Genomic DNA, 25,268 nt, shown 5'->3' on the forward strand with positions numbered 1-25,268 from the left:
TCGCGGGCGGTGGTCCCGCCGGGATGATGCTGGGCCTCCTTCTCGCCCGCGCCGGAGTGGACGTCACCGTGATGGAGAAGCACGCCGACTTCCTGCGCGACTTCCGCGGGGATACCGTGCACGCGAGCACGCTGCGCCTGCTCGACGAACTGGGCCTCGGCGAGGCCTTCGCGGCGCTGCCGCACCGCATGATCGACAGCATCACCGCGAGCATCCAGGGCACCGACGTGCACGTCGACCTGGCGTCGCTGCCCGGCAAGCACAAGCACATCGCCCTGGTCCCGCAGTGGGACTTCCTGGAGCTGCTGGCCACCGCCGCCGAGGCCGAGCCCGGGTTCCATCTGCTGCGCAGCACCGAGGTCCTGGGCCCGGTCCAGTCCGGCGGACGCGTCCGCGGGGTGCGGTACCGCGGCCCGGACGGCGTCGAGCGGGAGATGCGCGCCGAGCTGACCGTCGGCTGCGACGGGCGGTCCTCGACGCTACGCGCGGCGGCGGGCCTGACGACGCGCGAGTTCGGCGCACCGATGGACGTGTGGTGGTTCCGGCTGCCGCGCCACGAGGGCGATCCGCACGGGCTCAACGGCGTCTTCGCCTCCGGCCACGGCTGTGCACTGATCGACCGGGGTGACTACTTCCAGATCGCCTACCTGATCCGCAAGGGCACCGACGCGGCCGTTCGGGCCGAGGGCATCGACGCCCTGCGCGACAAGGTGGCGGAGCTGGCGCCGTGGCTGGCCGGGCGCGAGGGACTGCGGTCCTTCGACGAGGTCAAGTTGCTCGACGTGCGACTCAACCGGTTGCGCCGCTGGTACGCCGACGGCCTGTTGCTCATCGGTGACGCTGCGCACGCCATGTCCCCCATCGGCGGGGTGGGCATCAACCTCGCCGTCGCCGATGCCGTCGCGGCGGCCCGCATCCTCGCGGGACCGTTGCTCAGGGGGTCCGTCGGCACCCGGGACCTCGCGCGGGTGCAGGCGCGTCGGTGGTTGCCCGCGGCCATCATCCAGCGGGTGCAGCGGACCGTCCAGGACCGCGCGATCGCCGTGGCCATCGGAGACGGCGCCGGTCCGCGCGAGGCGCCGCGGGCGGTGCGACTGGCCAATCGGTTCCCCGCGCTACGAGCGGTCGCCGCGTACGGGGTGGCAATCGGCCCGCTGCCCGAGCACGCTCCGGCCTACGCGCGCCGCTGAGGGCACGTCGTCGCAGATCCGACACGCTCGCCACGAGTAGACGGCGGACGGGTCCGCGGTCGATGATGTCCGACATGGTTCTGCAGCAGATCGGATCCTCGGACGGTAGCCACGACGAGGAAGGCGCCGACGATCGACCCCGGCCGGATTCGGTCACGCCGTTCACCGTCACCTCGCCGGTCCCGTACGTGGCGGGCGGCGCGCTGCGCAACCCCTTCCCACCCATCGCCGACTACGCGTTCCTCTCCGATTGCGAGAACACCTGCCTGATCTCCTCGGCCGGCTCGGTCGAGTGGATGTGCGTCCCGCGTCCCGACTCCCCCAGCGTGTTCGGCGCGATCCTCGACCGCGGTGCCGGACACTTCCGGCTCGGGCCGTACGGCGTGACCGTGCCCGCGGCCCGGCGCTACCTGCCGGGCAGCCTGATCCTCGAGACCACCTGGCAGACGCACACCGGCTGGTTGATCGTGCGAGACGCGCTCGTGATGGGTCCGTGGCACGACCTCGAAACCCGTTCTCGCACGCACCGTCGCACCCCGATGGACTGGGACGCCGAGCACATCCTGCTGCGCACGGTCCGGTGCGTCAGCGGTGTCGTCGAGCTGGTGATGAGTTGCGAGCCGTCGTTCGACTACCACCGCCAGAGCGCCACCTGGGAGTATTCGGCAGCAGCCTACGGCGAGGCGATCGCCCGCGCGGGCAAGGATCCCGAGGCCCATCCCACGCTGCGCCTGACCAGCAACCTGCGGATCGGACTGGAGGGGCACGAGGCGCGGGCGCGGACCCGACTGTCGGAGGGCGACAACGTCTTCGTCGCGCTGAGCTGGTCGGGCCATCCGGCGCCGCAGACGTTCGACGAGGCGTCCGACAAGATGTGGAAGACCAGCGAGTCGTGGCGGCAGTGGATCAACATCGGCGACTTCCCCGACCACCCGTGGCGCTCCTACCTGCAGCGCAGCGCGCTGACGCTCAAGGGGCTGACGTACTCACCGACCGGCGCGCTGCTGGCGGCCAGCACCACGTCGCTGCCGGAAACGCCGCAGGGCGAACGCAACTGGGACTACCGATACTCCTGGATCCGCGACTCCACGTTCGCGCTGTGGGGGCTCTACACGCTGGGACTCGACCGTGAGGCCGACGACTTCTTCGCGTTCATCGCCGACGTGTCGGGCGCGAACAACGGTGAGCGCCATCCCCTTCAGGTGATGTACGCCGTCGGCGGCGAACGCCACCTGGTGGAGGAGGAACTCCATCACCTGTCGGGGTACGACAACTCGCGGCCGGTGCGCATCGGCAACGGCGCGTTCGACCAGATGCAGCACGACATCTGGGGCACCATGTTGGATTCGGTGTACCTGCACGCGAAGTCGCGCGAACAGATCCCGGAGATGCTGTGGCCGGTGCTCAAGAATCAGGTCGAAGAGGCGATCAAGCACTGGAAGGAACCCGACCGCGGCATCTGGGAGGTGCGCGGCGAGCCGCAGCACTTCACGTCCAGCAAGATCATGTGCTGGGTCGCCCTGGACCGCGGCTCGAAACTGGCCGAGCTGCAAGGCGAGAAGAGCTACGCGCAGCAGTGGCGGGCGATCGCCGAGGAGATCAAGGCCGACGTGCTCAGCCGCGGCGTCGACTCGCGAGGCGTGCTCGTGCAGCGCTACGGCGACGACGCACTCGACGCGTCGCTGCTGCTGGCCGTCCTGGTGCGGTTCCTGCCGTCCGACGATCCGATCGTCCGGAACACGGTGCTGGCGATCGCCGACGAGCTGACCGAGGACGGTCTGGTCCTGCGCTACCGCGTCGAGGAGACCGACGACGGGTTGTCCGGCGAGGAGGGCACCTTCACGATCTGTTCGTTCTGGCTGGTGTCGGCGCTGGTGGAGATCGGCGAGTTCAGTCGCGCCAAGCATCTCTGCGAGCGGCTGCTGTCCTTCGCGAGCCCGCTGCACCTCTACGCCGAGGAGATCGAGCCGCGCACCGGACGACATCTCGGCAACTTCCCGCAGGCGTTCACCCACCTGGCGCTCATCAACGCCGTGGTGCACGTGATCCGCGCCGAGGAGGAGGCCGACAGCACGGGCGGCTTCCAGCCGGCCAACGCGCCCACCTGAGTTCAGCCGCCGTTCAGACTCGTGCTGCTTCGATGTCTTGTCGACGTCGGTGGCGCACCGGACGATGGTGACGTCACGCGAAAGGACGCCATCATGAGCCGCACCAGGACCGGGGATGCATCGCGACGGGATCTCGACGTCGCCGTCGGAATCCTGATCGGACTGCGCGGCTGCGCCGAGCGCGAGGCGTTCGACGAGTTGGTGGCCGTGGCGACCACGACCGGGCTGGGTCTGTTCAACGTGGCGCGCAGCCTGTCGGCGATCGCCGGCGGCTCGTCCTCGGCCGAGGACAGCGAGGCGTTCAACGCCTGGGGTGACCTGATCCGGCGCGCTCGCGCCGCAACGCTGACGCCCATCGTCTGAGAGCTGTCCGGCTCGTCCGTGTCGGTGGGCGCCGGTAGTATCGAACACATGTTCGACGTGCTGGACTTCGACCCCGCCTCGGTGGACGAGGCCGGCCTCATCGAGCACATCGAACGGCTGGAACGCCTCAAGTGCACCGCCGCCGCCACGCAAGCCCGGGCCACCGCCGCCCTCGACGGGATGCGCCGCTCCGCCGAAGCCGAACGCGGCGTCCCGGCGTCCAAGCGCGGCAAGGGCCTGGCCTCAGAAGTCGCGTTGGCCCGCCACGACTCCCCCACCATGGGCGGCCGGCACCTCGGGTTCGCCCGCGCCCTCGTCCACGAAATGCCCTACACGTTGGCCGCGCTGGAGCAGGGCGTCCTCTCCGAATGGCGATGCACCCTCATCGTGCGGGAATCGGCCTGTCTGGACGTGGAGGACCGAAGGGCGTTGGACGCCGAACTGTGCAGTGATTTGGCAGCGTTGGCGGGCAAGGGCGACAAGCGGATCGCCGCCGACGCCAAGAAGATCGCCTACCGCCTCGACCCGCACGCCGTCGTCGACCGCGCCACCAAGGCACCCGGCGAACGCGGCTTCTGGCTTCGGCCCGCCGCCGACGGCATGGTCTGGGCCACCGCCCTGCTCCCCCTCACCCAGGGCGTCTCGGTGTACGCCGCGTTGAAACGCGAAGCCGACACCTGCGGCGACGGCCGCGGCCGCGGGCAGGTCATGGCGGACACGCTGGTCGAACGGGTCACCGGCCGCCCCGCCGACGTCCCCGTCCCCATCACCGTCGACCTCGTGATCACCGACGAAAGCTTGCTCGGTGGGGACGTTGAACCTGCCCGGATCCCCGGGCACGGACCGATCCCGGCCGCCGTCGCACGGCACCTCGTCACCGACGCCGTCGCCGATGCTCGCTCTCAGGCGACGCTGCGGCGGCTCTACCGCCACCCCCGTAGCGGGGCGTTGGTCGCGATGGAATCCCGGGCGCGGTTGTTTCCCGCCGGGTTGGCGCGGTTCATCGAGTTGCGCGACGACACCTGCCGCACGCCGTACTGCAACGCCCCGATCCGCCACCACGACCACATCGTCCCGGCCGCGCGCGGTGGGCCCACCACCGCCGACAACGGCCAAGGGCTGTGCGAGGCGTGCAACTACGCCAAGGAAGCCCCCGGCTGGCACACCGAGGTCCGGATCGAGAACGGTTGCCATACAACCGAACTCACCACCCCCACCGGCGCCACCCACTGCTCCCAAGCGCCACCACTACCCGGCCGCCCCACCATCACCGTCCGCTACATGGACATCGCCAGATTCCGCATCGCCACCCGCCGCGCCGCCTAGGTGCTCATCACGAGCGCACGGGTTGGCACGACGGCCACGAGCGACGATGATTCAAGCGTGAGCACACCGGAGCCGCATCAGACCGACACCACCGACGCCCTCTCCCCCGTCGCCGACGACCTCGAACGGGTGGCGAAGCTGCTCGACGTGAAGTCGGTGTTGGTGATGCGCTCGGATCCCGATCAGATGGTCGTCGCAGCCACCGCGGGCGAGGCCACCCGCCACTACGCGGTGGGCGGCGCGGGCGCGAAGGCCGGACAGGACGCCGCGCGCGTGCCGCTGTACTGCGAGCGCGTCGTCGACACCGACGACGCGCTGTTCGTCCGGGACTCGCGCGAGGATGCGACCTTCGCCGGCAACGAGGACGAGAAGGAGTTCGGGCTGCACAACTACCTGGGCCTCGCCGTGCACGATGCCGACGGCGCCGTGGTGGGCACGGTGTGCGTACTCGACGACAAGTCCCGCGAGTACACCGCCGAGGAGCGCGCACACCTGGAGAGCCTGCGCGCCGACGTCGAGCGGATCGTCGCGGGCGACGAGAACGCCCTCGGCTGACCCGATCCGCGCATCACGCGGGTGAGAAGAAGACCCCGCCCACGACGACGACCACGACACCGAGCGCGAGGACGAGCCACGGCCACGCCGCGGCCCAGACCTCCTGGAGCGAGGACGCCTCGTACCTGGGGTGCAGTTGGACCGTCACGACCTAGAACCTAGGACGCCACGCGCCCCCGTGTCGGCAGTTGCGGTCACGCGGATCCGAACGCGCGCCTACGCCTTCGCGGCCTTGGCCAGCATCCGTTCGGCGATCTCCACCGCGCCCTCGGTGCGCCCGAACGCGCACGCCCAGGTCTCCACGACGAGATTGGACACCTGGGACATCGCGTGCTGGCACTGCCAGTCGTCGTAGTCCTGCTCCGTGGTCACCTGGGTGATCATGTCGCCGCCGACGTCGAGATCGCCGATCTCCCAGACATAGCTGAAGTCGGTGTCGTCCACGGACACCGAGAAGCCCGCGCAGTCCTGCCACCCCGTCGTCGACTCGTCGTAGAACGCTCGTGCGGCGTCCTCGGACGGGTACAGCACCGCGGTCTGTTCGACCCAGTGCTCGTCGTCGGCGTCACCCACCACGTGGTCGCGCACGGCCGTCCAACCGCTGGGGCCGTAGACGGCGTCCTCGGCGCCCATGATCGCGCCGAGGCAGGCGGGGTCGGAGACGGCGTCGACGTTGTCACTCATCTCGTCGGAGTCGATGATCGTGTCGAGTTCGGGTGCATCGACCGCCGACGCGAGTTCGCCGAGGCTCAGCATCACGTCGTCGAGTTGCGACTCACGCAGGGCGGGCACGTTCAGCGGCGCCCCCGCGGGGTCGCGCACCGCGCTGCCCGAGACCGTGCTGGTGCATCCCGCCGCCAGCAGACACGCCGCGGCGGCGAGGACGAGGCGCCCACGCGGCCGCCTCGAAACGGTGATCACCGCGTCATTCTGACCGAACGGCGACCGCCACCGCCACCTACCGGACCTTGTCGAGCATCGCGGTCACCACGGCCGTCGCACTGCGGCCGGGGTCCTCGCCGCGACCGGCGCTGGGCGACAACGCGAGTGACACCTCGACGAGGGTGTCACCCCGCACGCCGACCGCCCGCTCGAAGGATGCGGCTCCCGAGGTGACGACCGGCAGCGGACGCTGGGTGGTCGCCACGGCGGCCGTCAGCACCGAACCCGTCACCCCGACGTCGGTCACGGCCGCGTCGACCTCGGTGTCGGTGACGCCGCGAAGGCGCTTCACCACACTGGTGTCGTCGCACTGCTCCCACTGGCGGGTGAAGTCGTCGAAGGTGCGCTGCGCGTCGTCGGCGGTCGCAAGGCGCACGACGGCGGCGTCGGCCCCCGTGGTGCGTGCCCCGGGGTTCCAGTTGAAGTAGCTCTGCCGGGCGGCCTCGACGACGGGTAGCGCCTCGTACACGATCCGCGGCGCGGTGTCGGTCACGGCGACGCACGCGATCGGGGACGCGTCGGCGTCGGTGCGGTACCCGTCGGGCAAGATCTCCGCTCCGCCGATGAACGGTTCGAAGTCGAACGTGCTCAACCGGTTTCCCGCCGCGGTGCTGATCTGGTCGTCGGTGGGCAGGATCGCGAACGCGGTGTCGGCCGGCGCGGCGGCACCCGGGACGACGTGGGCGCACCCGGTCAGCAGGCACACGGCCAGCAGGACCGTGCGGCTACTTCTTCGGCTTGTCACTCGCGGCATCGGAGGACAGTGCGGCGACGAAGGCTTCCTGCGGGACCTCGACACGGCCGATGGTCTTCATCCGCTTCTTGCCCTCCTTCTGCTTCTCGAGCAGCTTGCGCTTGCGGGTGATGTCCCCGCCGTAGCACTTGCTCAGCACGTCCTTGCGGATGGCCCGGATGTTCTCACGTGCGATGATCCGCGCGCCGATCGCCGCCTGGATGGGCACCTCGAACTGCTGGCGCGGGATCAGTTCCTTGAGCTTGGTGGTCATCTTGTTGCCGTACGCGGCGGCCGAGTCCTTGTGCACGATCGCGCTGAAGGCGTCGACGGCCTCGCCCTGCAGCAGGATGTCGACCTTCACCAGATCGCTCACCTGCTCGCCGGCCTCCTCGTAGTCCAGGCTGGCGTAGCCGCGGGTGCGCGACTTCAGCGAGTCGAAGAAGTCGAAGATGATCTCGCCGAGCGGCATCGTGTAGCGGAGTTCCACGCGCTCGGGCGACAGGTAGTCCATCCCGCCCAGTTCGCCGCGCCGCTGCTGGCACAGCTCCATGATCGTGCCGATGAACTCGCTCGGCGCGATGACCGTGGTCTTCACGATCGGCTCGTAGACGTCGCCGACCTTGCCCTCGGGCCAGATCGACGGGTTCGTCACGGTCAGCTCGGTGCCGTCGACCTTGACCACCCGGTACACGACGTTGGGCGAGGTGGAGATGAGGTCGAGGTCGAACTCGCGCTCGAGGCGTTCGCGGGTGATCTCCATGTGGAGCAGGCCCAGGAAGCCGCAGCGGAAGCCGAAGCCCAGCGCCACCGACGTCTCGGGCTCCCACACCAAGGCCGCGTCGTTGAGCTGCAGCCGCTCGAGCGCGTCGCGCAGGTTCGGGTAGTCGGAGCCGTCGACCGGGTAGAGGCCCGAGTAGACCATCGGCTTGGGCTCCCGGTAACCGGTGAGCGCCTCGGTGGCCCCGTTGCGCGCCGAGGTCACGGTGTCGCCGACCTTCGACTGGCGGACGTCCTTGACGCCGGTGATCAGGTAGCCGACCTCGCCGACGCCGAGCCCCTCGGTGGCCTTCGGCTCGGGCGAGACGATGCCCACCTCGAGCAGCTCGTGGGTGGTGCCGGTCGACATCATCTTGATCTTCTCGCGCGGCTTCAGCGTGCCGTCGACGACGCGGACGTAGGTCACCACGCCGCGGTAGATGTCGTAGACGGAGTCGAAGATCATGGCCCGCGCAGACGCGTCGGCCTCCCCGACCGGGGCCGGGACCAGACGGACCACCTCGTCGAGCAGTTCGCGGACGCCGACGCCGGTCTTGCCGGACACCCGCAGGACGTCCTCGGGCTCGCAACCGATGATGTGGGCGATCTCACCGGCGTAGCGGTCCGGGTCGGCGGCGGGAAGGTCGATCTTGTTGAGCACCGGGATGATGGTCAACCCGCGGTCGAGCGCCAGGTACAGGTTGGCGAGCGTCTGAGCCTCGATGCCCTGCGCGGCGTCGACCAGCAGCACTGCGCCCTCGCAGGCCTCCAGCGCGCGGGACACCTCGTAGGTGAAGTCGACGTGGCCCGGCGTGTCGATGAGGTGCAGGACGAACTCGTCGTCGCCCACCGACCACGGCAGCCGCACGTTCTGCGCCTTGATCGTGATGCCGCGCTCGCGCTCGATGTCCATCCGGTCCAGGTACTGGGCCCGCATGTCACGGTCGGCGACGACGCCGGTGATGCCCAGCATCCGGTCGGCCAAAGTGGACTTGCCGTGGTCGATGTGGGCGATGATGCAGAAGTTCCGAATCTGCGCCGGCGCAGTGAAGGTCTTGTCGGCGAAAGTGCTGATTGGGTTTCTCCTGGTAAGCGCAGACTCATACGGCGTGGTGAGCTACCCCCAGCCTATCGACCCAGCGCCGTGACGACACAATCGTGCCTATGCTCGCATCCATGGCGTCACAGTGGAGACCGTTCCAGCGGTTTCTCAAGGGCACGGAGAAGCTGGTGTTCGACGAGGCGCCCAAGCTCATCCGCCAGCTACCCCGCAACGAAGGTCTGCAGCGCAGCCTGCAGCAGGGCATCAAGCTCGGAATCGACGTCGGCCTGTCGGCATTCGCCAACGCCACGGCTCAACCCCAGCAGCAGGCCATCACGACCGGCCGGCCGGTCACCGAGAACAGCGTCCCGACCGCGCACCGCGCCCGCCGCGTCCAGTACTCCCCCGACCTCGACGGGCAGGCCGATCCGGGCGAGATCGTGTGGACGTGGGTGGTCTACGAGGACGACCCCACCCGCGGCAAGGACCGCCCCGTGCTCGTCGTCGGCCGCGACTCGCGGACCCTGCTCGGACTGATGCTGTCCAGCCAGGACCGCCACCGCGGCGACGACACCTGGGTGGGCATCGGCGCCGGCAGCTGGGACCACGAGGGCCGGGCCAGCTGGGTCAGGCTCGACCGCGTGCTCGACGTGCCCGAGGAGGGCATCCGCCGCGAGGGCGCGGTCCTCGACCGCGAGCGCTTCGAACTCGTCGCCGCCCGCCTGCGCGCCGAGTACCGCTGGTCCTGACTCCCTACAGCGGCAGCAGGATGTCCTTCACGGCCGGGTTGGTGGCCAGGTACTCCTGCACGGCCGGGTCCTTGAACGTCTCCACCAGCTTCTTGACGTTGTCGGTGTCGGCCCACTTGCTGCCGATGGTCAGCTGACCGGCGAACTCGTCGGGCGCCGGCGGCGCGAAGATCTGCCGTTCCAGCGGCACCTTCGCCGCCAGGTAGTACTCGGTGTAGCCGACCGCGGCGTCGAGATCCGGCAGCGACCGCGACTGCGCGGCGAAGTCCAGCAGCGTGAACCTCAGGTTCTTGGGGTTGGCGACGATGTCCTTCTGCGTCGCGGTCCACTTGTCGACGGCCGGGTCGAGGGTGATCAAGCCGGCGCGCTCGAGCAGCCACAGGCCCTGCGCCTCGTTGGCGGGGTCCGAGTACAGCGAGACGTTGGCGCCGTCCGGCAGCTGCGCCGGATCGGTGTACTTGTCCGACCAGAGGCCGAAGCCCCAGCGGAACACCGGCGTCGCGGCCTCCTCCTTGAAGTCCGGATTGGCCTCCAGCACCTGCCCCAGCCACAGCCTGTGCTGGTAGATCGTCCCGGCCACCTCGCCGTCGCTCACCGCGCGGTTGATGGTGTTGCTGTCGGACAGACCGCGGAACGCGACCTTGATCCCGTGCCGGGGCGCGACCTCGGCCGCGATGTACTCGATGAGCGCCTGCTCGGCGGCGTTGCCCTCGTTGGTGGCGACCACCAGCGTCGCGCCGGCGATCTCGTTCGCCGACTCCGTCTTCCCGAAGAACAGCAGCCGCGCGCCGACGACCAGGGCGACGACGAGCACCAGGCTCAGCGCGATCCAGAGCCATGTGGGCCGGCGTTTGAGTTCGAACCCGTGGTCGTCGGTGTCCTCGACGGTGGTGTTGATGGCCATGGGTGTGCCTCTCAGGCTGTCACTGCGCGTCTGCGCAGCGGTCGGACCGCGGCGCCGCCGAAGCGGCTGCGCGGTGTGGTGAATCGAACGAGGGCGTCGCCGACGAGTTGGACGATGGCGACGGTGATGACGAGGATGACGATCGTGGCGAGCATGACGCCCTGGTCGAAGCGCTGGTAGCCGTATGTGACTGCGACGTAACCGATTCCGCCGGCGCCGATGGTGCCCGCGATCGCCGAGTACTCGATCATCGCGATGACGTTGATGGTCAGGCCGCCGATGATCGACGGCACTGCCTCGGCGAGCTGAGCGGTACGGATGATCTGCAGGTTCGACCCGCCTGATGCACGCGCTACGGCCACCACCGACGGTGGGACGGACCGCAGCGAGTTCTCCACGATCCTGGTGAAGAACGCGGTGCCCGCCAACGCCATCGGGACCACTGCCGCGGCGATGCCGATGTTGGTGCCGGTGAGCAGTCGGGTGAACGGCATGATCGCGGCCATCAGGATGAGGAACGGCAGGGAACGACCGATGCTGATGACCCAGCTGAGAACTGTGTGCAGACCAGGGTTCTCGAACAAACCGCCGGGCGCGAGATTGTGGACGAGCGCACCGAGCGGCACGCCCACCAGGACGACGATCGCCATGACGATCCCCACCATGATCAACGTGTCGAGCAGCGCCGGCAACAGCAGCGCCGGCAGCTCGTTGACCGGCACCTTGGTGTTGGCCAGCAGCGTCTCGCTCACGCGACGCCCTCGAGTGCGGCGTCGACCGGGCCGTCGGTGGTCGCAGCCAATCCGTAACGTCCCAGGACGTCGGCGACGCGGCCGTCGAAACGCTCCGGGATGCCCAGCGTCGCAGCGCCGACGGTGATTCCGCCGACCTGCTGCACCGACGCGCCCAGCACCGCGAGCGGCGCACCGAGGTCGGCCGAAGCACGCGCTATCCAATCCGACGGCACGTCCGGGGCGTCGTACACGACGTTCCACACGTGCTGACCCGTCGGCGCATCAGCGGCCACGCCCTGCGGGCGAAGTTCCCCACCGAGCGACGAGTCCGGGTCGGTGAGCAACTCCACAAGGCGCCCGGATTCGACGATGCTGCCACGGTCCAGCCGCGCCACCGAGTCGGCGATCTTCAGCACGGTGTCCATCTCGTGGGTGATGAACACGATGGACAGACTCAGGTCGTCACGGAGTTCACGCAGGAGCGCCACCACCGACGACGTGGTCGTGGGATCCAGTCCCGCCGTCGCCTCGTCCGAGAGCAGGACCGACGGCCGCAATGCCAGCGCGCGGGCGATCCCCACCCGCTGCCGCTGGCCTCCGGACAACTGGAACGGATAGTGACCGGCCCGCTCGGTGAGCCCCACCCGGTCGAGCAGCTCCGCGACACGGGCGCGGGTCTCGCCGGGCGTGACGCCGAGGTACTCGAGCGGCAGCGCGACGTTCTCGGCCGCGGTGCGCCGCTCGAACAGGCCCGCCGACTGGAAGACCGTGCCGATCCTGCGGCGCGCCACCCGAAGCTTCCTCGCCGACAACGTGGTCAGGTCATCACCGTTGACCACGACCGACCCCGACGTCGGCGCCGTCAGCAGGTTCACGCACTGGGCCAGCGTGCTCTTGCCCGCGCCGCTGGGACCGACGACGGCGAATATCTCGCCGGCCTCGACCCGAAAGCCGACTCGGTCCAGCACCACCGTCCGATCGGCACCGTGGCCGTAGGTCTTCGTCAGGTCGGTCAACTCGATCATGGGAGGGGATGTCCTCGGTAAGTGGGGCGCGCAGACGTCGTCGCCGTTCGGGGTGGAACAGTCGCAGACCGCGCGGCACCGCGAAAACCCTTGCGATCAGGGTGAATCAATGCAATTGACGCCACCGTGAGCGAAACCATGGGCGGTAGCCGTCGTCTCGGTGACACTTCTGACCCCATGAGCATCGACGATTCGGTCTCCGTCCGCGAGGACGCCGGCTCCCACGGATTCACCATCGGTTCGCGGCGCAGATGGCCCTACGTCGCCATTGCCGTCGTCGCCGTCATCGCCGTTGCGGCGTTCGTCGTCATCCAGCGCAGCACGGGATCGGCGTCACCCAACGAGACCGCCGGCGCCACACTCGACGTCGTCTACCTCGACTCGAACCCCGCGGAGAAGCGGATCATCGAGTTCGTCGCCGACGAGATCGCTCCCGACTACGACGTCCGGGTCGGCGCGGTCGGACTCGGTGACAGCACGCAGATCAACCAGGCGATCAGCGACGGTCGCTACGCGGGCACGATCTTCCAGCACGAGCACTGGCTCCGGCAGGTCCTCGACGCGAACCCCGGCTTCCGCGAGGAGGCCGCGACGGGTCCGTTCTTCCACTGGGTGTTCGGCATCTGGTCGGACAAGTACCGGACGCCGCAGGACATCCCGGACGGGGCGACGGTGTCGCTGCTCGCCGACCCGGCGAACAACGCCCAGGGCATCTGGTATCTGGCCCAGGCCGGACTGGTCACGCTGCGACCGGACGCGGACATCACCGCGCTCACCCAGAAGGACATCGTCGCGAACCCGAGAAACCTGAGGTTCACGCTGCTCGACTTCGGCGCGCAACCCCGTGCACTCCCAGACCTCGACGCGATCGTCGGCTACGCCGAGTCGTTCCTGGCCGCAGGCGTGTCCGAGGACGATCTCATCTTCGCCCCGACGTCGCCCGACGAATTCGCCTCGGTGTTGACCATCGGCAGCGAGTGGGCCGACACCGACAACGTCCGCAACCTGGTCCGGGCGTTCAAGGATCCTCGGGTACAGACCTTCATCGCGAGGGACCCCGAGGTGCGCAAGCTCGCGCTGCCGGGTGATCCGGCATGACGGAGCGCCGACTGCACCTGGGCGTCAACGTCCTGTCCGACGGCATGCACCCGGCGGCGTGGCAGCACCCGAGTGCCGACCCGAACGCGTTCACCGATCCCGCCTATTGGATCGACGTGGCGAGGACAGCCGAGCGAGGGACACTCGACACACTGTTCCTCGCCGACAGCCCGTCGCTGTTCCAACCACCCGATCAGCCGTTGGTGGCGCCTCCGCTCGCACTCGACCCGTTGGTGCTGCTGTCGACGCTGGCGTCGGCGACCACGCACCTCGGTCTGATCGGCACGGTGTCGACGTCGTTCGAGGAGCCCTACAACGTCGCCCGCCGCTTCGCGTCGCTGGATCACCTGAGCCGTGGCCGGGTTGCCTGGAACGTGGTCACCAGCAGTGATCCGCACGCCTGGAACAACTTCGGCCATGGCGACGAGCCGGTCGCTCAGCCCGATCGGCGCGACAGGTACCGCCGCGCCGCGGAGTTCATCGACGTGGTGCGTGCGCTGTGGGACTCGTGGGACGACGACGCCGTGCTCGCCGACAAGCGCACGGGAGCGTTCAGCCGAACCGGCAGCATCCACACGATCGACCACCGCGGCGAGTTCTTCCGTGTCGACGGACCGCTGACGCTGCCGCGCTCCCCGCAGGGTCACCCCGTGCTGTTCCAGGCAGGCGGCTCCCCCGGCGGCCTCGATCTCGCGGCACGCTACGCCGACGGCGTGTTCGCCGCGCAGGCATCGCTACCCGATGCGCTGCGCAACGCGAACGAGTTGCGTTCGCGCACGGCGGCATACGGCCGACCCCGGGATGCGATCCGCATCATGCCCGGCCTGTCCTTCGTGCTGGGCAGCACCGAGGACGAGGCGCGCCGCCGCAACGACGAACTCAACGAGCTGGCCGGCGAGCGCCGCCTGGCGCACCTGGCCGGGCAGTTGTCCGTCGACCCCGCCGAGCTGTCGTGGGACCGGCCGCTACCGCAGTGGCTGCTCGACGGCGCGGTCACCGACACGGGATCCCAGGGTGCGCGGGACATCGTGGTGAATCTGGCGCGCCGCGAGGACCTCACGGTGCGACAGCTCCTCGACCGGGTCATCACCTGGCATCGGCTGGTGGTCGGTTCGCCCGAGCGCATCGCCGACGCGATCGAGGAGTGGTTCGTCGCCGGCGCGGTCGACGGCTTCAACCTCATGCCCGACGTCTTCCCGTCCGGACTCGAGCTGTTCGTCGACCACGTCGTCCCGATCCTGCGCGACCGCGGTCTGTTCCGGCGCGAATACGAATCGTCAACGCTACGGGGCCACCTGGGCCTGCGTCGCACAGCCGATCGCCGGGTGCTGTCGACTGCGCGAGCCGTATGACTCACCTCGTGGCGGCACGCCACATCGGGATCAGCGACGGTCCACCGTCCGGCAGGACGATCTCACCGGTCACCTCGAAGCCGAATCGCTGGTAGTACGGCACGTTGTCGGGATTGCTCGATTCGAGGTATGCGGGTGCGTACTCGGCGTCGACGCGATCCAACCGCGACCGCATGAGTGCGTTTCCGAAACCCCTGCCGCGCAGTGCCGGATCGCTGCCGATGATCGCGAGGTACCAGTGCGGTTCCTCGGGGTGCACCGCCGACATCCGCTCCTCGACGGCCATCCCGCGCCGCACCGCGAAGCCGAACGCACGCAGCAGGCTCGGCATCGCGCGCACCTGCTCGCCGGTGGTCTGCCGCCACTGCCCCGGCGGATCCCACAGTGCCGCACCGCCGACGTCGTCGCCGTCGAGTGCCACCTCGACTCCGCCGCGGGACAGATGGTGGTACCTGGTGAGCACCGAGAACAGGCGGTGCAGGCGTCGGCGCCGTATGTCGGCGTCGGGCAGCATCCACGCCATCACGGGGTCGTCGAAGAACGCCTTGCCGAGAGTCCCCGACAGTGCGGGGACGTCCTCGCGCCGAGCCGGCCGTACCGCGATGGTGGTCATGCGCCCACGATCGCATGTCTGAGCGGCTGTGGGAACCTCCTGGGCCGGACCCTCGGGTGCAGGGATTCGAGATGGTCGAAAGGCGTTGCTAGCGAGAGGCTTCGCGGTCGGATTCGGATCAACCCGATCCATACTCTGTCGACCGGCCCGAAGCGCGAATAGCGTCGACCATCATCTGGCCGGTGCACTCCGAGGGCATCCGGTCGTCCCCCGTCTCACACCGCCGCACGCTGGTGCCCGATTCCCACACAGAGAGTCCCCATGATCGAGATCGACGATCTGACGAAGCGCTTCGGCGAGCGCACCGTACTGGACGGCGTGTCGCTGTCGGTGCGCAGTGGCGAGATCCTGGCCGTCGTCGGGCCGAGTGGCGCCGGGAAGAGCACGTTGTCACGTTGCGTGAGCTTCCTCGAGCGGCCCACGAGCGGCAGTGTGCGCGTCGACGGCAAGGACTTCACGCGCCTGGACCGTTCGGAACTGCTCGCGGCGAGGCGCAGCATCGGGGTGATCTTCCAGACGGCGCCTCTGCTCCGTCGTCGCACGGTCGCCGAGAACGTCGCACTCCCCCTGCAGTACCTGGGCGCCACCGACGCGTCGGTCGATCGCAGGGTTGCAGAGCTGCTCGATCGCGTCGGCCTCGCCGACCGCCGTTCCTACCACCCCGCGCAGTTGTCGGGCGGACAGAAGCAGCGGGTCGGGATCGCCCGTGCTCTGGCACTCGCGCCGTCGATCCTGCTGTCCGACGAGGCGACGTCGGGTCTGGATCCCGCGACCACCACGTCGATCCTCGGGTTGCTGGGTCACCTCCGGGACGAGTACGGCCTGTCCATCATCCTCATCACCCACGAGATGGAAGTGGTCCGCGAGATCGCCGACTCGGTCGCCCGGATAGAGGACGGCCGCATCATCGAGAGCGGGGCGGTCACCGACGTCATCCTGGATCCCACGTCGGCGCTGGCTCGCGAACTGCTCCCGGACCGGCCCAGCGTGCCGCTCGACCACCCGGGCGAGGTCTGGGAGGTGTCGCACGCCGCACGTGACGTCCCCCTGGACTGGCTGACGTCCATTCAGACGATCCCTGGATGCGGCACGGCGAAGGTCAGCGTCCTGTCCGCGAGCGTCGAGGCGATCCGCGGGATCGCGGTCGGACGCGCGGTGTTGTCGTTCTCCCCCGCTGCGCCGGCCGGTTTCGAGCAGTATCTGCGCGACCGTGGACTGCACGTCCGCGCCGGCCGCCGGACGACCGACGAGGCGGCAGCGTGACCCTCCTCGCGCAGGAGGACTTCAGCACGCCGTGGGCCCGCGTGCCGGACCTGCTGCTCCCCGCCTACGGGGAGACGTGGCTCATGGTGGGCGTGACCATGGTGTTCGTCCTGCTCATCGGCGTCCCGCTCGGCATCGTGCTGCACAACACGTCGGACCTCGGGCTGTTCCCGGATCCGAGGGCCTTCACCGTGTTGAACACGATCGTCAACGTCGGCCGCTCCCTGCCGTTCCTGATCCTGATGACCGCGATCATCCCGGTGACGAGGTTCATCGTCGGGACCACGGTGGGCATCTCGGCGGCGATCGTCCCGATGACCGTGGCGGGCATACCGTTCTTCGCGCGTCTGGTGCAGAACGCGCTGCGCGAGGTGCGGAGCGACGTCACCGACATGGGATTGGTGTCCGGCGGGACACAGCTCCAGGTGATCCGCTCGGTACAGCTCTCGGAGGCGCTTCCGGCACTGGCCGGGGCTCTCACCGTCAACACCATCGCCATGATCGAGTACTCCGCGATCGCGGGCTCGATCGGCGCCGGCGGCGTCGGGAACCTGGCGATCACTTACGGCTACAACCGCTTCGACGACAACATCATGATCGCCACGGTGGTCGCGCTGATCGTCACCATCCAGGCGGTCCAGTTCACCGGCGACCGAGTCGTCACAGCACTCACGCGCTGACCACCCCAACCGAACGAGGAACACGATCATGACCGACCAGATCAATCAGCCACGCGGCCTTGACCTCGAGATCAAGAAGAAGCGGCGATGGCCGTGGATCGCCGGCGCCGTGGTGGCCGTCGTCGCCGTCAGCGGCGGCATCGTCTTCGCGAACTACTCGAATCAGGACAAGCCGTTCGGGACCAACCTCAAGGTTGCGACGTGGAGCACCGACATCGCCGCCGAGAACCTGCTGACGTTCATCTCCGACAACGTCGCTCCCGATCACGGCATCACGATCGAACGAGTCCAGATCGACAACCTCATCGAGATCAACCGCGCCGTCGACGCCGGGACCGTGGCGGGGAACTTCTTCGAGCACCAACCGTTCCTCAACGACGCCATCGCCGCCAACGGCTTCCAACTGACCTTGGCCGCACCGACGTTCACGTGGGATCAGGCCACCTACTCCAACAAGTACCGGAGCTGGAACCAAGTGCCGAACGGCGCCAAGATCGCGCTGCGGGACGACCCCGCCGGCCAGGCGATCGCGCTGCTCGACCTCGCGCACGACAAGCAGATCACGTTGAAGGCGGGCAAGGACACCCTGGAGGGTCTGCCTCAGCTCGGCGACGTCGAGTCAAACCCGAAGAACTATCAGTTCGTCCAGGTGCCCATCGGGCAGCTCGCTCGCAGCCTCGACGACGTCGATGCCATCGTCGTGCACATCTCGGACGTCTACGCCGCAGGACTGACCGAGGAGCAGATCCTGGCGCGCGAACCGGCCCCCCAGGGGAGCGAGGGTGGACTCGTGGTCAGCGACAAGCACCTCGACGATCCGAACGTGCAGAAGCTGATCGAGACGTTCAAGGATCCGAAGATCGCGGAGTTCCTGAAGAACACCGACGACGAACTGATCCGCAACACGCTGGGGCCCCTCTCGTGAGCGGCACCGGCAGCGCCCGGCCGCTGTACTTCTCGGCGTTCGTGATGAACACCGCCTCCCACGTCCTGCATGGCCTGTGGCGAGCACCGGAAGCGCGGAACCACGAGTTCAACTCGCTCAAGCACTGGACCGACCTCGCCGCGCAGGTGGACCGGGCGGGTTACGACCTGCTGTTCTTCGCCGACGTCTTCGGCTTGCGTCAAACGTGGAACGGCAACTGGCGCAAGGCGGTCGAGGGCGGAATCCAGATCCCCGTCAACGACCCGTCCGTGCTGGCGTCGGCACTGGCCGCCGCGACGCAGCAGCTGGGCATCGTGTTCACCAGTTCGATCATCCAGGACCATCCGTTCGACTTCGCCAGGCGGATGTCGTCGCTCGATCACTACACCGATGGCCGCCTGGGCTGGAACATCGTGACCAGCTTCAACGAGAACATGTTCCGGAGTTTCGGACACGAGGGCACCCTCGCCCACGACGACCGGTACGAGTGGGCTTACGAGTACGTCGACGTCGCCTACAAGCTCTGGGAGGGCTCGTGGGACGAGGGCGCGCTGGTGCAGGACAAGGAACGCGGCGTGCACTCCGACCCGACCAAGATCCACAAGATCAACCACGTGGGCAAGCGGTACAGCGTGGAGGGGCCGCACTTCTCGTCGCCGTCGCCGCAGCGGACTCCGGTGCTGTTCCAGGCTGGTTCCTCGCCTGCGGGTCAGTTGTTCTCGGCCCGCAATGCCGAGGGGGTGTACATCAGCAGCCCGGATCCCGCAGCGGCGCATGGGTTGATCTCCGAGAGCAGGGCCCTCGCGGTCGAGAACGGGCGCGATCCCGGCGACATCACGTTCGCCCAGGGACTGTCGTTCGTCATCGGCGACACCCATGCCGAGGCGGTGCGCCGCAACGACGAGATCAAGCGACATCTGGATCTCGAGGGAGTCGCCCTGCACGCACTGGGCGATGCCGGTATCGACGCGGGCAGCGTCCCGCTGGACACTCCGCTGAGCGAACTCGGTGAGTTCACGGGCATCAAGAGCTACGCGAGATGGGCCGCCGAGGCGTCCGGCAACGACGCACCGACCATCCGGGATCTCGCGTGGGTGATGGAGGGCGCCAATCGCGTCGTCGGCACTCCGAAGGAGATAGCGGATCGCCTGGAGGAGTGGCGCGAGGCGGGTGTCGACGGCATCAACGTCTATCACGCCACCGTGCCGGGTTCGTTCGCCGAGGTGGCCGACCGCCTGTTCCCGACGCTGCGCGAACGGGGTCTGATCTCGACCGACAAGTCGGGCACGCTGCGGCAGAAGCTACTCGGCAGGGGCGACCGACTTCCCGACTCGCATCCGGCCGCCGCCTACCGCGGGGCCTTCTCCGACAACGATCTCCTCAACGGCGTCGAGGACCTGGTCAGCCCTGCGTGATGTAGGCCTCGAGGTGCTCCTGCTGGGCCTCGAGTTCCTCCATCCGCGTCTTCACCACGTCGCCGATGCTGACGATCCCGGTCAATGCGCCGCCGTCAAGGACGGGGACGTGCCGTACGCGGTTGGTGGTCATCAGGCCGCTGAGGAAGTCCACGGTGTCGGCGGGCGTGCACGTGATGACCGGCGTCGACATGATGTCGGCCACCCGATGGCCCAGGACGTCGACGCCGTGGGCGTGCAGGCTTCGCACCACGTCGCGTTCACTCACGATGCCCACCGGTCCACTCGGATCCACCACGACCATGGCGCCGACGTTGCGGGTGACCAGACTGGCGAGCAACTCCCCCACCGTCATGTCGGGTGACACCGTCAGCACGCCCGCCCCCTTGTTCCGCAGCACGTCCGAGATCCTCATCGACGCCTCCTTCGAGTGACGTGGGTCACACCAGGTTAGGACGTATCGCGTCGCGGGGGAACCCCCGTCGAGTGCCCGCCGTTGCCGCGTGGGTACGCACACGCCAACGAAGGGATGCAGCCATGACGTCGAGCGTCACACTCGGAGATGAGTTGACCGTCAGCGCCATGGGTTTCGGCGGGATGGCGCTGACACCGGTCTACGGCGGGGAGATCGACGACGTCGAGTCCTTGGCCACGCTCCATCACGCGGTCGACGTGGGTGTCTCGTTCATCGACACGGCCAACGTCTACGGCGGCGGCGCCAACGAGCGGCTGATCGCCGGTCTGCTCGCCGACCGGCGCGACGAGGTCACCCTGGCCACCAAGTTCGGCATCGACGGCAACCCCGCGGGCCGGCCCGGCGGCAAGGTGTCGCCCCGCGGTGACGCCGCGTACGTGCGGCAGTGCGTCGACGAGAGCCTGCAACGGTTGCAGACCGACGTCATCGACCTCTACTACATGCACCGGCGCGACCTACGGGTCCCGATCGAGGAGACCGTCGGCGCGATGACCGAGCTGGTGAGCGCGGGCAAGGTCCGCCACCTCGGGCTGTCGGAGGTGACCGCGGGCGAGCTGCGGGCCGCCGTCGCGGTCCACCCCGTCGCCGCGCTGCAGAGCGAGTGGTCGATCTGGACGCGCGACGTCGAGTCCGTGGTGCCGACGGCCGTCGAACTCGGCGTGGGTCTGGTGCCGTACTCGCCCCTGGGGCGCGGCTTCCTCACCGGCACCGTGCAGTCGGCGGCCGACATCGGCGACGCCGACTTCCGGCGGCACATGCCCCGGTTCTCCGGCGACGCCCTCGACGACAACCTCGCCGTCGTGCGAACCGTCACCCGGATCGCGGCGGACGTCGAGGCCACGCCGGCCCAGGTGGCGCTCGCGTGGCTGCGCTACCGCGCCGACGAACTCGGTGTGGCGTCCGTGCCGATCCCCGGGACCCGACGCGCATCCCGCGTGGACGAGAACCTCGCCTCGCTCGACGTCACCCTCGGCGCCGACCAGGTGGCGTCACTCGACGCCGCGGGAGCGGCGGTGTCGGGCAACCGCTACGCCGACATGACATCGGTGGCGTCCGGGCGCGAGTAGCCGTCAGGCCAGTCGGGTGATCTCCACGATCACGTCGAGGTCGGTGGACCCCTCACCCGAGTAGATGCCCTTCAGCGGGCTGACGTCGGCGTAGTCACGGCCGACGCCGACGCTGACGTACTGCTCGTTGATGTGCTTGTCGTTGGTGGGGTCGTAGTTCCACCACCCGCCCGTCCAGGCCTGGATCCACGCGTGGCTCTCACCCTCGATGGTCTCGCCCACGGCGGCCTCGCGGTTGGGGTGCAGGTACCCCGACACGTAACGCGCCGGAATACCCATGCTGCGCAACAGGATCAGCGTCAGGTGGGTGTAGTCCTGGCAGACGCCCTTGCCCTCACGCAGGGCGTCCAGCCCCGACGAGTGCACGCCCGTGGTGCCCGGCACGTACTCGAGTTCGCCGTTGACCCAGTTGGCCGCCGCCACGACGGCCTCCCGCGGCGCGTGCTCCTTGGCGATCTTCTGGCCGACCCGCGCCAACCGCCTGCTCTCGGGCGTGTAGTCGGTGCCGGTCAGGATCTCGTCGTAGCGGTCGATCACCGCCAGGGACTGCAGGTCCTCCCACGTCACGTCCTCGTCGGGGAGGGTGCCCTCCTCGGTCTCCACGACCGACGACGACGTCACCTCGAGTTCGGTGTGCGGAGCGTGCAGGTCGAACGTCGTGACCGCGGTGCCCCAGTAGTCGACGTACCGGTAGGAGCGGGTCGCGGGCACCGTCTCGACGCGATTGAGGATCACGTTCTGCCGCGAATCGGACCGCGGCGTGAGCCGGGCCTCGTTGAACGACGCCGTGACCGGCGACTTGTACGCATACCCGGTGGAATGCACCACGCGAAGACGCCACATCAGACTTCACCCTCCTCGATCACCAGTGAGCCGTCGCGGCCTGCATCGCTCCAGGCAACCCACGGTGCGGAGTGGAAGTACTCCAGTGCCAACGCTTCTCCGACCTCGGCGCAGGTCTCCTGCAGTTCGCCCAACCGGGTCTCGAGCGATTCGAGCAGGACGCCCGGCCGCAGGAACTCCAACTCGCTGCGGGCGCGGCCCAGGAGGCGCTGGGCCTCCGCCGTCGCGCCGACGCGGTTGAGCCTGCGGTGGTGCAGTTCGTCGAGGCTGTGTTCGGCAAGCCGCAGCGAGTACATCACCGACCGCGGGAAGAGCCGGTCGAGCATCATGAACTCGACGACGCGGCCGGCGTCGAGGACGCCGCGGTACGTGCGCAGATAGGTGTCGTGGGCGCCCGCCGAGCGCAGCACCGTCACCCACGCGGGTGACGATGCGCTGTCCCCGACTCGGGACAGCAGGAGTCGCACGATCATGTCGACGCGCTCGATCGCGCGGCCCAGCACCATGAATCGGTAGCCGTCGTCTCGGGACAGCGTCGAGTCCGCCAGGCCCGCGAACTGCGCGGCCCGTCCCTCGATGTAGGACAGGAACTCGTGCGGTCCGAGCCGCTTGGCCGCCCGCTCGCGCTCCGGCAGTGCGTTGTAGGTGGTGTTGAGGCACTCCCAGATCTCGGTCGAGGTGACTTCGCGTGCGCCGCGGGCGTTCTCGCGGGCAGCCGAGATGGAGTCGACGATCGAGCAGCCGCCGTGGGTGTCCCGGCTGAACGCCACCAGGTCGGTCAGCGACCAGAGGTCGAGTTCGGTGTCGGGCGGGTCGATGCCGAGGACCTTGAGCAGTGTCCGCGACGCCTGGTCGGGGTCGACGCTCGAATCCTCGAGCAGTTGATGCACCGTCACGTCGAGGATTCGGGCGGTGTCGTCCGCCCTCTCGACGTAGCGGCCGATCCAGTACAGCGATTCCGCGTTGCGCGCCAACATCAGTGCATCACCTGCTGCTGCTGCTGTTGCTGTTGCTGCTGTTGTTGCTGCTGCTGGTCCTGCGGACCCATCGCCAGCGACTGCTGCTGCTGCGAGGACGAGTCGCCGTTCTTCTCCGTCTTGCCGGGCTTGGCCGCCTTCGGCAGCGCGCGCACCACCTCGGCCCCCGCCAGTTCGCGGTCTGCGGCAGAGGTTCTCGACGCGAGCACCCACGTGTCCTTGGAGCCACCACCCTGGCTGGAATTGACCACCAGCGAACCCTCGGGCAGTGCGACACGGGTCAGGCCGCCGGGCAGCACCCACACGTCGTCACCGTCGTTGACGGCGAACGGCCGCAGGTCGACGTGTCGCGGCGCCAACTGATCGTTGATCTGCGTGGGCACGGTGGAGAGTTGCACGACGGGCTGCGCGATCCAGCCGCGGGGATCGGCGCGCACCTTCTTGGAGATGGCGGCGAGTTCCTTCGCCGACGCGTCGGGGCCGAAGACGATGCCGTAGCCACCCGATCCCTCGACGGGCTTGATCACCAGTTCGTCGATCCGGTCGAGCACCTCTTCGCGCTCGTCGTCGAGCCAGCACCTGAAGGTGTCGACGTTGGCCAGCGCCAGCTTCTCGCCGAGGTAGTACTCGACGATCGTCGGGACGTAGCAGTAGACCAGCTTGTCGTCACCGACACCGTTGCCGACCGCGCTCGAGATGACCACGTTGCCGGCGCGTGCAGCATTGAGGACGCCGGCGACGCCGAGCACCGAATCCGGCTTGAAGTGCATCGGGTCGAGGTAATCGTCGTCGATGCGCCGGTAGATGACGTCGACCTGGCGCTCGCCCTCGGTGGTGCGCATGTAGACGGTGTTGTCCCGGCAGAACAGGTCACGTCCCTCGACCAGCTCGACGCCCATCTGCCGCGCCAGCAGCGAGTGCTCGAAGTACGCGGAGTTGTAGACGCCCGGCGTGAGCACCACGACCGTGGGGTCGGCCTCGTTGGAGGCCGCCGCGTTGCGCAGCGCGCGCAGCAGGTGTGAGGCGTAGTCGCCGACCGACCGAACCCGGTGCGTGGCGAACAGATTCGGGAACACCCGGGCCATCGTGCGGCGGTTCTCCATCACGTACGACACCCCGGACGGCGACCGCAGATTGTCCTCGAGCACCCGGAACACGCCTTGGGCGTCGCGCACGAGGTCGATGCCCGCAACGTGGATGCGGACGCCGTTGGGCGGCTTGATCCCCGCGGCCTCGCGGTGGAAGTGCTCGCAGGACGTGATCAGCCGGCGCGGGATGACCCCGTCGCGCAGGATCTCTTGCTCGCCGTAGATGTCGTCGAGGAACATCTCGAGGGCCTTGACCCGCTGCTTGATGCCGCGCTCGAGGCGTGACCACTCCGCGGCGGAGATGACCCGGGGCACCAGGTCCAGCGGGAACGGCCGCTCCTGGCCCGACAGCGAGAACGTGATGCCCTGATCGATGAAGGCACGGCCGAGCGCCTCGGATCTCGCCTCCAGATCGGACGCGTCCGACGGTGCGAGTTCGGTGAAGATGCCCTTGTAGGGCCCGCGTACGTTGCCCTGCGCGTCGAACATCTCGTCGAACGCCTGCGAATAACCGCCGACGTCGTTGTAGCCGTCGAAGATTCCGTCATAGCGTTGTACCGAACGGGAGTTCTGTCGGCTCGAACGAGCGGTGTCCGTGGGCAGGGTTCGAAGACTCACAGAGGACATGCTCCCTTAGTAGATGCGTTTCGGCAGGCCAGCGACACGCGCTTTGGGTCTTTACCCAAGCCGCTGGTAGTCTGAACCCTCGCTGCCTGGCTGCACACGACGGCCGGCTGCCACAACGTGCCCCACCCCAAGTTCAACTCGAAGGAATACGCGTGGCCAACATCAAGTCGCAGGAAAAGCGCATCCTCACCAACGAGCGCGCCCGGCTGCGCAACCAGTCGGTGAAGTCCGAGCTGCGCACCGCAGTTCGCAGCCTCCGCGAGGCCATCGACGCCGGCGAGAAGGAGAAGGCCGCCGAACTGCTGGCCGTCACCAACCGCAAGCTCGACCAGGCTGCCAGCAAGGGCGTCATCCACAAGAACCAGGCCGCCAACAAGAAGTCGGCTCTGACGCTCGCGCTCAACAAGCTCTGACG

26 protein-coding genes are annotated in these 25,268 nt (G+C 68.5%); 14 read left to right on the forward strand and 12 right to left on the reverse strand.

The annotated features are described in order from the left end of the window. The first annotated feature begins 23 nt into the window (after window positions 1-23). The 5 genes from AC1MEY_RS12550 (at window position 24) to AC1MEY_RS12570 (ending at window position 5,542) form a co-directional block, all read left to right on the forward strand. Window positions 24-1,190, forward strand: coding sequence for an FAD-dependent oxidoreductase (locus AC1MEY_RS12550; RefSeq protein WP_480231448.1), 1,167 nt, complete (start codon window positions 24-26; stop codon window positions 1,188-1,190). A 74-nt stretch (window positions 1,191-1,264) separates the two neighbouring features. Then, window positions 1,265-3,298 (forward strand): glycoside hydrolase family 15 protein, encoded by a 2,034-nt coding sequence (locus AC1MEY_RS12555; protein WP_480230938.1) that lies wholly within the window; start codon window positions 1,265-1,267, stop codon window positions 3,296-3,298. A 93-nt stretch (window positions 3,299-3,391) separates the two neighbouring features. Next, window positions 3,392-3,661, forward strand: coding sequence for an ANTAR domain-containing protein (locus tag AC1MEY_RS12560; protein ID WP_480230939.1), 270 nt, complete (start codon window positions 3,392-3,394; stop codon window positions 3,659-3,661). Between the two features lie 48 nt (window positions 3,662-3,709). Next, on the forward strand, window positions 3,710-4,987 hold the full coding sequence (locus AC1MEY_RS12565) for an HNH endonuclease (RefSeq protein ID WP_480230940.1): 1,278 nt from the start codon (window positions 3,710-3,712) through the stop codon (window positions 4,985-4,987). A gap of 57 nt (window positions 4,988-5,044) precedes the next feature. Further along, a complete protein-coding gene (locus AC1MEY_RS12570) occupies window positions 5,045-5,542 on the forward strand; it encodes a GAF domain-containing protein (protein ID WP_480230941.1) in 498 nt (165 codons plus the stop codon). Window positions 5,543-5,555: 13 nt separating this feature from the next. Here the strand turns inward: AC1MEY_RS12570 and AC1MEY_RS12575 are convergent, their stop codons facing one another. From AC1MEY_RS12575 to lepA, 4 genes are all read right to left on the reverse strand, one after another. Further along, window positions 5,556-5,690 (reverse strand): hypothetical protein, encoded by a 135-nt coding sequence (locus tag AC1MEY_RS12575; protein WP_480230942.1) that lies wholly within the window; start codon window positions 5,688-5,690, stop codon window positions 5,556-5,558. Window positions 5,691-5,758: 68 nt separating this feature from the next. After that, window positions 5,759-6,463 (reverse strand): sensor domain-containing protein, encoded by a 705-nt coding sequence (locus AC1MEY_RS12580; RefSeq protein ID WP_480230943.1) that lies wholly within the window; start codon window positions 6,461-6,463, stop codon window positions 5,759-5,761. Window positions 6,464-6,500: 37 nt separating this feature from the next. Next, entirely contained in the window at window positions 6,501-7,238 is a 738-nt protein-coding gene (locus tag AC1MEY_RS12585) for a sensor domain-containing protein (RefSeq protein ID WP_480230944.1), read from the reverse strand. Beyond that, window positions 7,210-9,051: a translation elongation factor 4 gene (gene lepA / locus AC1MEY_RS12590; protein WP_480231449.1), complete on the reverse strand. Its 1,842-nt coding sequence runs from the start codon at window positions 9,049-9,051 to the stop codon at window positions 7,210-7,212. The genes AC1MEY_RS12585 and lepA overlap by 29 nt, the downstream gene beginning before the upstream one ends. A gap of 101 nt (window positions 9,052-9,152) precedes the next feature. Here lepA and AC1MEY_RS12595 point away from each other — a divergent pair, with 101 nt between their 5' ends. After that, window positions 9,153-9,767, forward strand: a complete 615-nt coding sequence (locus AC1MEY_RS12595; RefSeq protein ID WP_480230945.1) for a type II toxin-antitoxin system PemK/MazF family toxin — start codon at window positions 9,153-9,155, stop codon at window positions 9,765-9,767. 4 nt (window positions 9,768-9,771) lie between these two features. Here the strand turns inward: AC1MEY_RS12595 and AC1MEY_RS12600 are convergent, their stop codons facing one another. The 3 genes from AC1MEY_RS12600 to AC1MEY_RS12610 are packed head-to-tail and all read right to left on the reverse strand — an operon-like array spanning window position 9,772 to window position 12,430. Continuing rightward, a complete protein-coding gene (locus AC1MEY_RS12600) occupies window positions 9,772-10,671 on the reverse strand; it encodes a MetQ/NlpA family ABC transporter substrate-binding protein (protein WP_480230946.1) in 900 nt (299 codons plus the stop codon). Window positions 10,672-10,682: 11 nt separating this feature from the next. Beyond that, window positions 10,683-11,423: a methionine ABC transporter permease gene (locus tag AC1MEY_RS12605; protein WP_480230947.1), complete on the reverse strand. Its 741-nt coding sequence runs from the start codon at window positions 11,421-11,423 to the stop codon at window positions 10,683-10,685. Beyond that, window positions 11,420-12,430, reverse strand: coding sequence for a methionine ABC transporter ATP-binding protein (locus AC1MEY_RS12610; RefSeq protein ID WP_480230948.1), 1,011 nt, complete (start codon window positions 12,428-12,430; stop codon window positions 11,420-11,422). Before AC1MEY_RS12610 ends, AC1MEY_RS12605 begins: the two co-directional genes overlap by 4 nt. A gap of 177 nt (window positions 12,431-12,607) precedes the next feature. On the opposite strand from AC1MEY_RS12610, the gene AC1MEY_RS12615 reads away from it, so the two are divergent. After that, window positions 12,608-13,528 (forward strand): MetQ/NlpA family ABC transporter substrate-binding protein, encoded by a 921-nt coding sequence (locus AC1MEY_RS12615; RefSeq protein WP_480230949.1) that lies wholly within the window; start codon window positions 12,608-12,610, stop codon window positions 13,526-13,528. Beyond that, window positions 13,525-14,880, forward strand: coding sequence for an LLM class flavin-dependent oxidoreductase (locus AC1MEY_RS12620; RefSeq protein WP_480230950.1), 1,356 nt, complete (start codon window positions 13,525-13,527; stop codon window positions 14,878-14,880). The genes AC1MEY_RS12615 and AC1MEY_RS12620 overlap by 4 nt, the downstream gene beginning before the upstream one ends. A gap of 1 nt (window position 14,881) precedes the next feature. Here the strand turns inward: AC1MEY_RS12620 and AC1MEY_RS12625 are convergent, their stop codons facing one another. Continuing rightward, on the reverse strand, window positions 14,882-15,493 hold the full coding sequence (locus AC1MEY_RS12625) for a GNAT family N-acetyltransferase (protein WP_480230951.1): 612 nt from the start codon (window positions 15,491-15,493) through the stop codon (window positions 14,882-14,884). Window positions 15,494-15,754: 261 nt separating this feature from the next. Here AC1MEY_RS12625 and AC1MEY_RS12630 point away from each other — a divergent pair, with 261 nt between their 5' ends. Genes AC1MEY_RS12630 through AC1MEY_RS12645 form a run of 4 tightly spaced genes read left to right on the forward strand, consistent with a single transcriptional unit; the run spans window position 15,755 to window position 19,776 of the window. Beyond that, window positions 15,755-16,756, forward strand: coding sequence for a methionine ABC transporter ATP-binding protein (locus tag AC1MEY_RS12630; protein WP_480230952.1), 1,002 nt, complete (start codon window positions 15,755-15,757; stop codon window positions 16,754-16,756). Further along, window positions 16,753-17,436, forward strand: a complete 684-nt coding sequence (locus tag AC1MEY_RS12635) for a methionine ABC transporter permease (RefSeq protein ID WP_480230953.1) — start codon at window positions 16,753-16,755, stop codon at window positions 17,434-17,436. The genes AC1MEY_RS12630 and AC1MEY_RS12635 overlap by 4 nt, the downstream gene beginning before the upstream one ends. 28 nt (window positions 17,437-17,464) lie before the next feature. After that, window positions 17,465-18,361 carry a MetQ/NlpA family ABC transporter substrate-binding protein gene (locus AC1MEY_RS12640; RefSeq protein WP_480230954.1) on the forward strand — a complete coding sequence of 299 codons (897 nt, stop codon included), beginning with the start codon at window positions 17,465-17,467 and terminating at the stop codon, window positions 18,359-18,361. 44 nt (window positions 18,362-18,405) lie between these two features. Beyond that, a complete protein-coding gene (locus AC1MEY_RS12645; protein ID WP_480231450.1) occupies window positions 18,406-19,776 on the forward strand; it encodes an NtaA/DmoA family FMN-dependent monooxygenase in 1,371 nt (456 codons plus the stop codon). Here the strand turns inward: AC1MEY_RS12645 and AC1MEY_RS12650 are convergent. After that, window positions 19,763-20,191 carry a CBS domain-containing protein gene (locus tag AC1MEY_RS12650; protein ID WP_480230955.1) on the reverse strand — a complete coding sequence of 143 codons (429 nt, stop codon included), beginning with the start codon at window positions 20,189-20,191 and terminating at the stop codon, window positions 19,763-19,765. The genes AC1MEY_RS12645 and AC1MEY_RS12650 overlap by 14 nt on opposite strands. Window positions 20,192-20,313: 122 nt before the next feature. Between AC1MEY_RS12650 and AC1MEY_RS12655 the strand changes: the two genes are divergently transcribed. Beyond that, complete coding sequence (locus tag AC1MEY_RS12655; protein WP_480230956.1) at window positions 20,314-21,318, forward strand: aldo/keto reductase; 1,005 nt, start codon at window positions 20,314-20,316, stop codon at window positions 21,316-21,318. Between the two features lie 3 nt (window positions 21,319-21,321). On the opposite strand, the gene AC1MEY_RS12660 is transcribed toward AC1MEY_RS12655, so the two are convergent. The 3 genes from AC1MEY_RS12660 to AC1MEY_RS12670 are packed head-to-tail and all read right to left on the reverse strand — an operon-like array spanning window position 21,322 to window position 24,853. Further along, a complete protein-coding gene (locus AC1MEY_RS12660) occupies window positions 21,322-22,161 on the reverse strand; it encodes a transglutaminase family protein (protein ID WP_480230957.1) in 840 nt (279 codons plus the stop codon). Further along, a complete protein-coding gene (locus tag AC1MEY_RS12665; RefSeq protein WP_480230958.1) occupies window positions 22,161-23,138 on the reverse strand; it encodes an alpha-E domain-containing protein in 978 nt (325 codons plus the stop codon). The genes AC1MEY_RS12660 and AC1MEY_RS12665 overlap by 1 nt, the downstream gene beginning before the upstream one ends. Then, on the reverse strand, window positions 23,138-24,853 hold the full coding sequence (locus AC1MEY_RS12670) for a circularly permuted type 2 ATP-grasp protein (RefSeq protein ID WP_480230959.1): 1,716 nt from the start codon (window positions 24,851-24,853) through the stop codon (window positions 23,138-23,140). Before AC1MEY_RS12670 ends, AC1MEY_RS12665 begins: the two co-directional genes overlap by 1 nt. 152 nt (window positions 24,854-25,005) lie before the next feature. Here AC1MEY_RS12670 and rpsT point away from each other — a divergent pair, with 152 nt between their 5' ends. After that, window positions 25,006-25,266 (forward strand): 30S ribosomal protein S20, encoded by a 261-nt coding sequence (gene rpsT, locus AC1MEY_RS12675; protein ID WP_480230960.1) that lies wholly within the window; start codon window positions 25,006-25,008, stop codon window positions 25,264-25,266. The last annotated feature ends 2 nt before the right edge of the window (window positions 25,267-25,268 follow it).

It is taken from the genome of Mycobacterium sp. PTI7, from assembly GCF_056679845.1.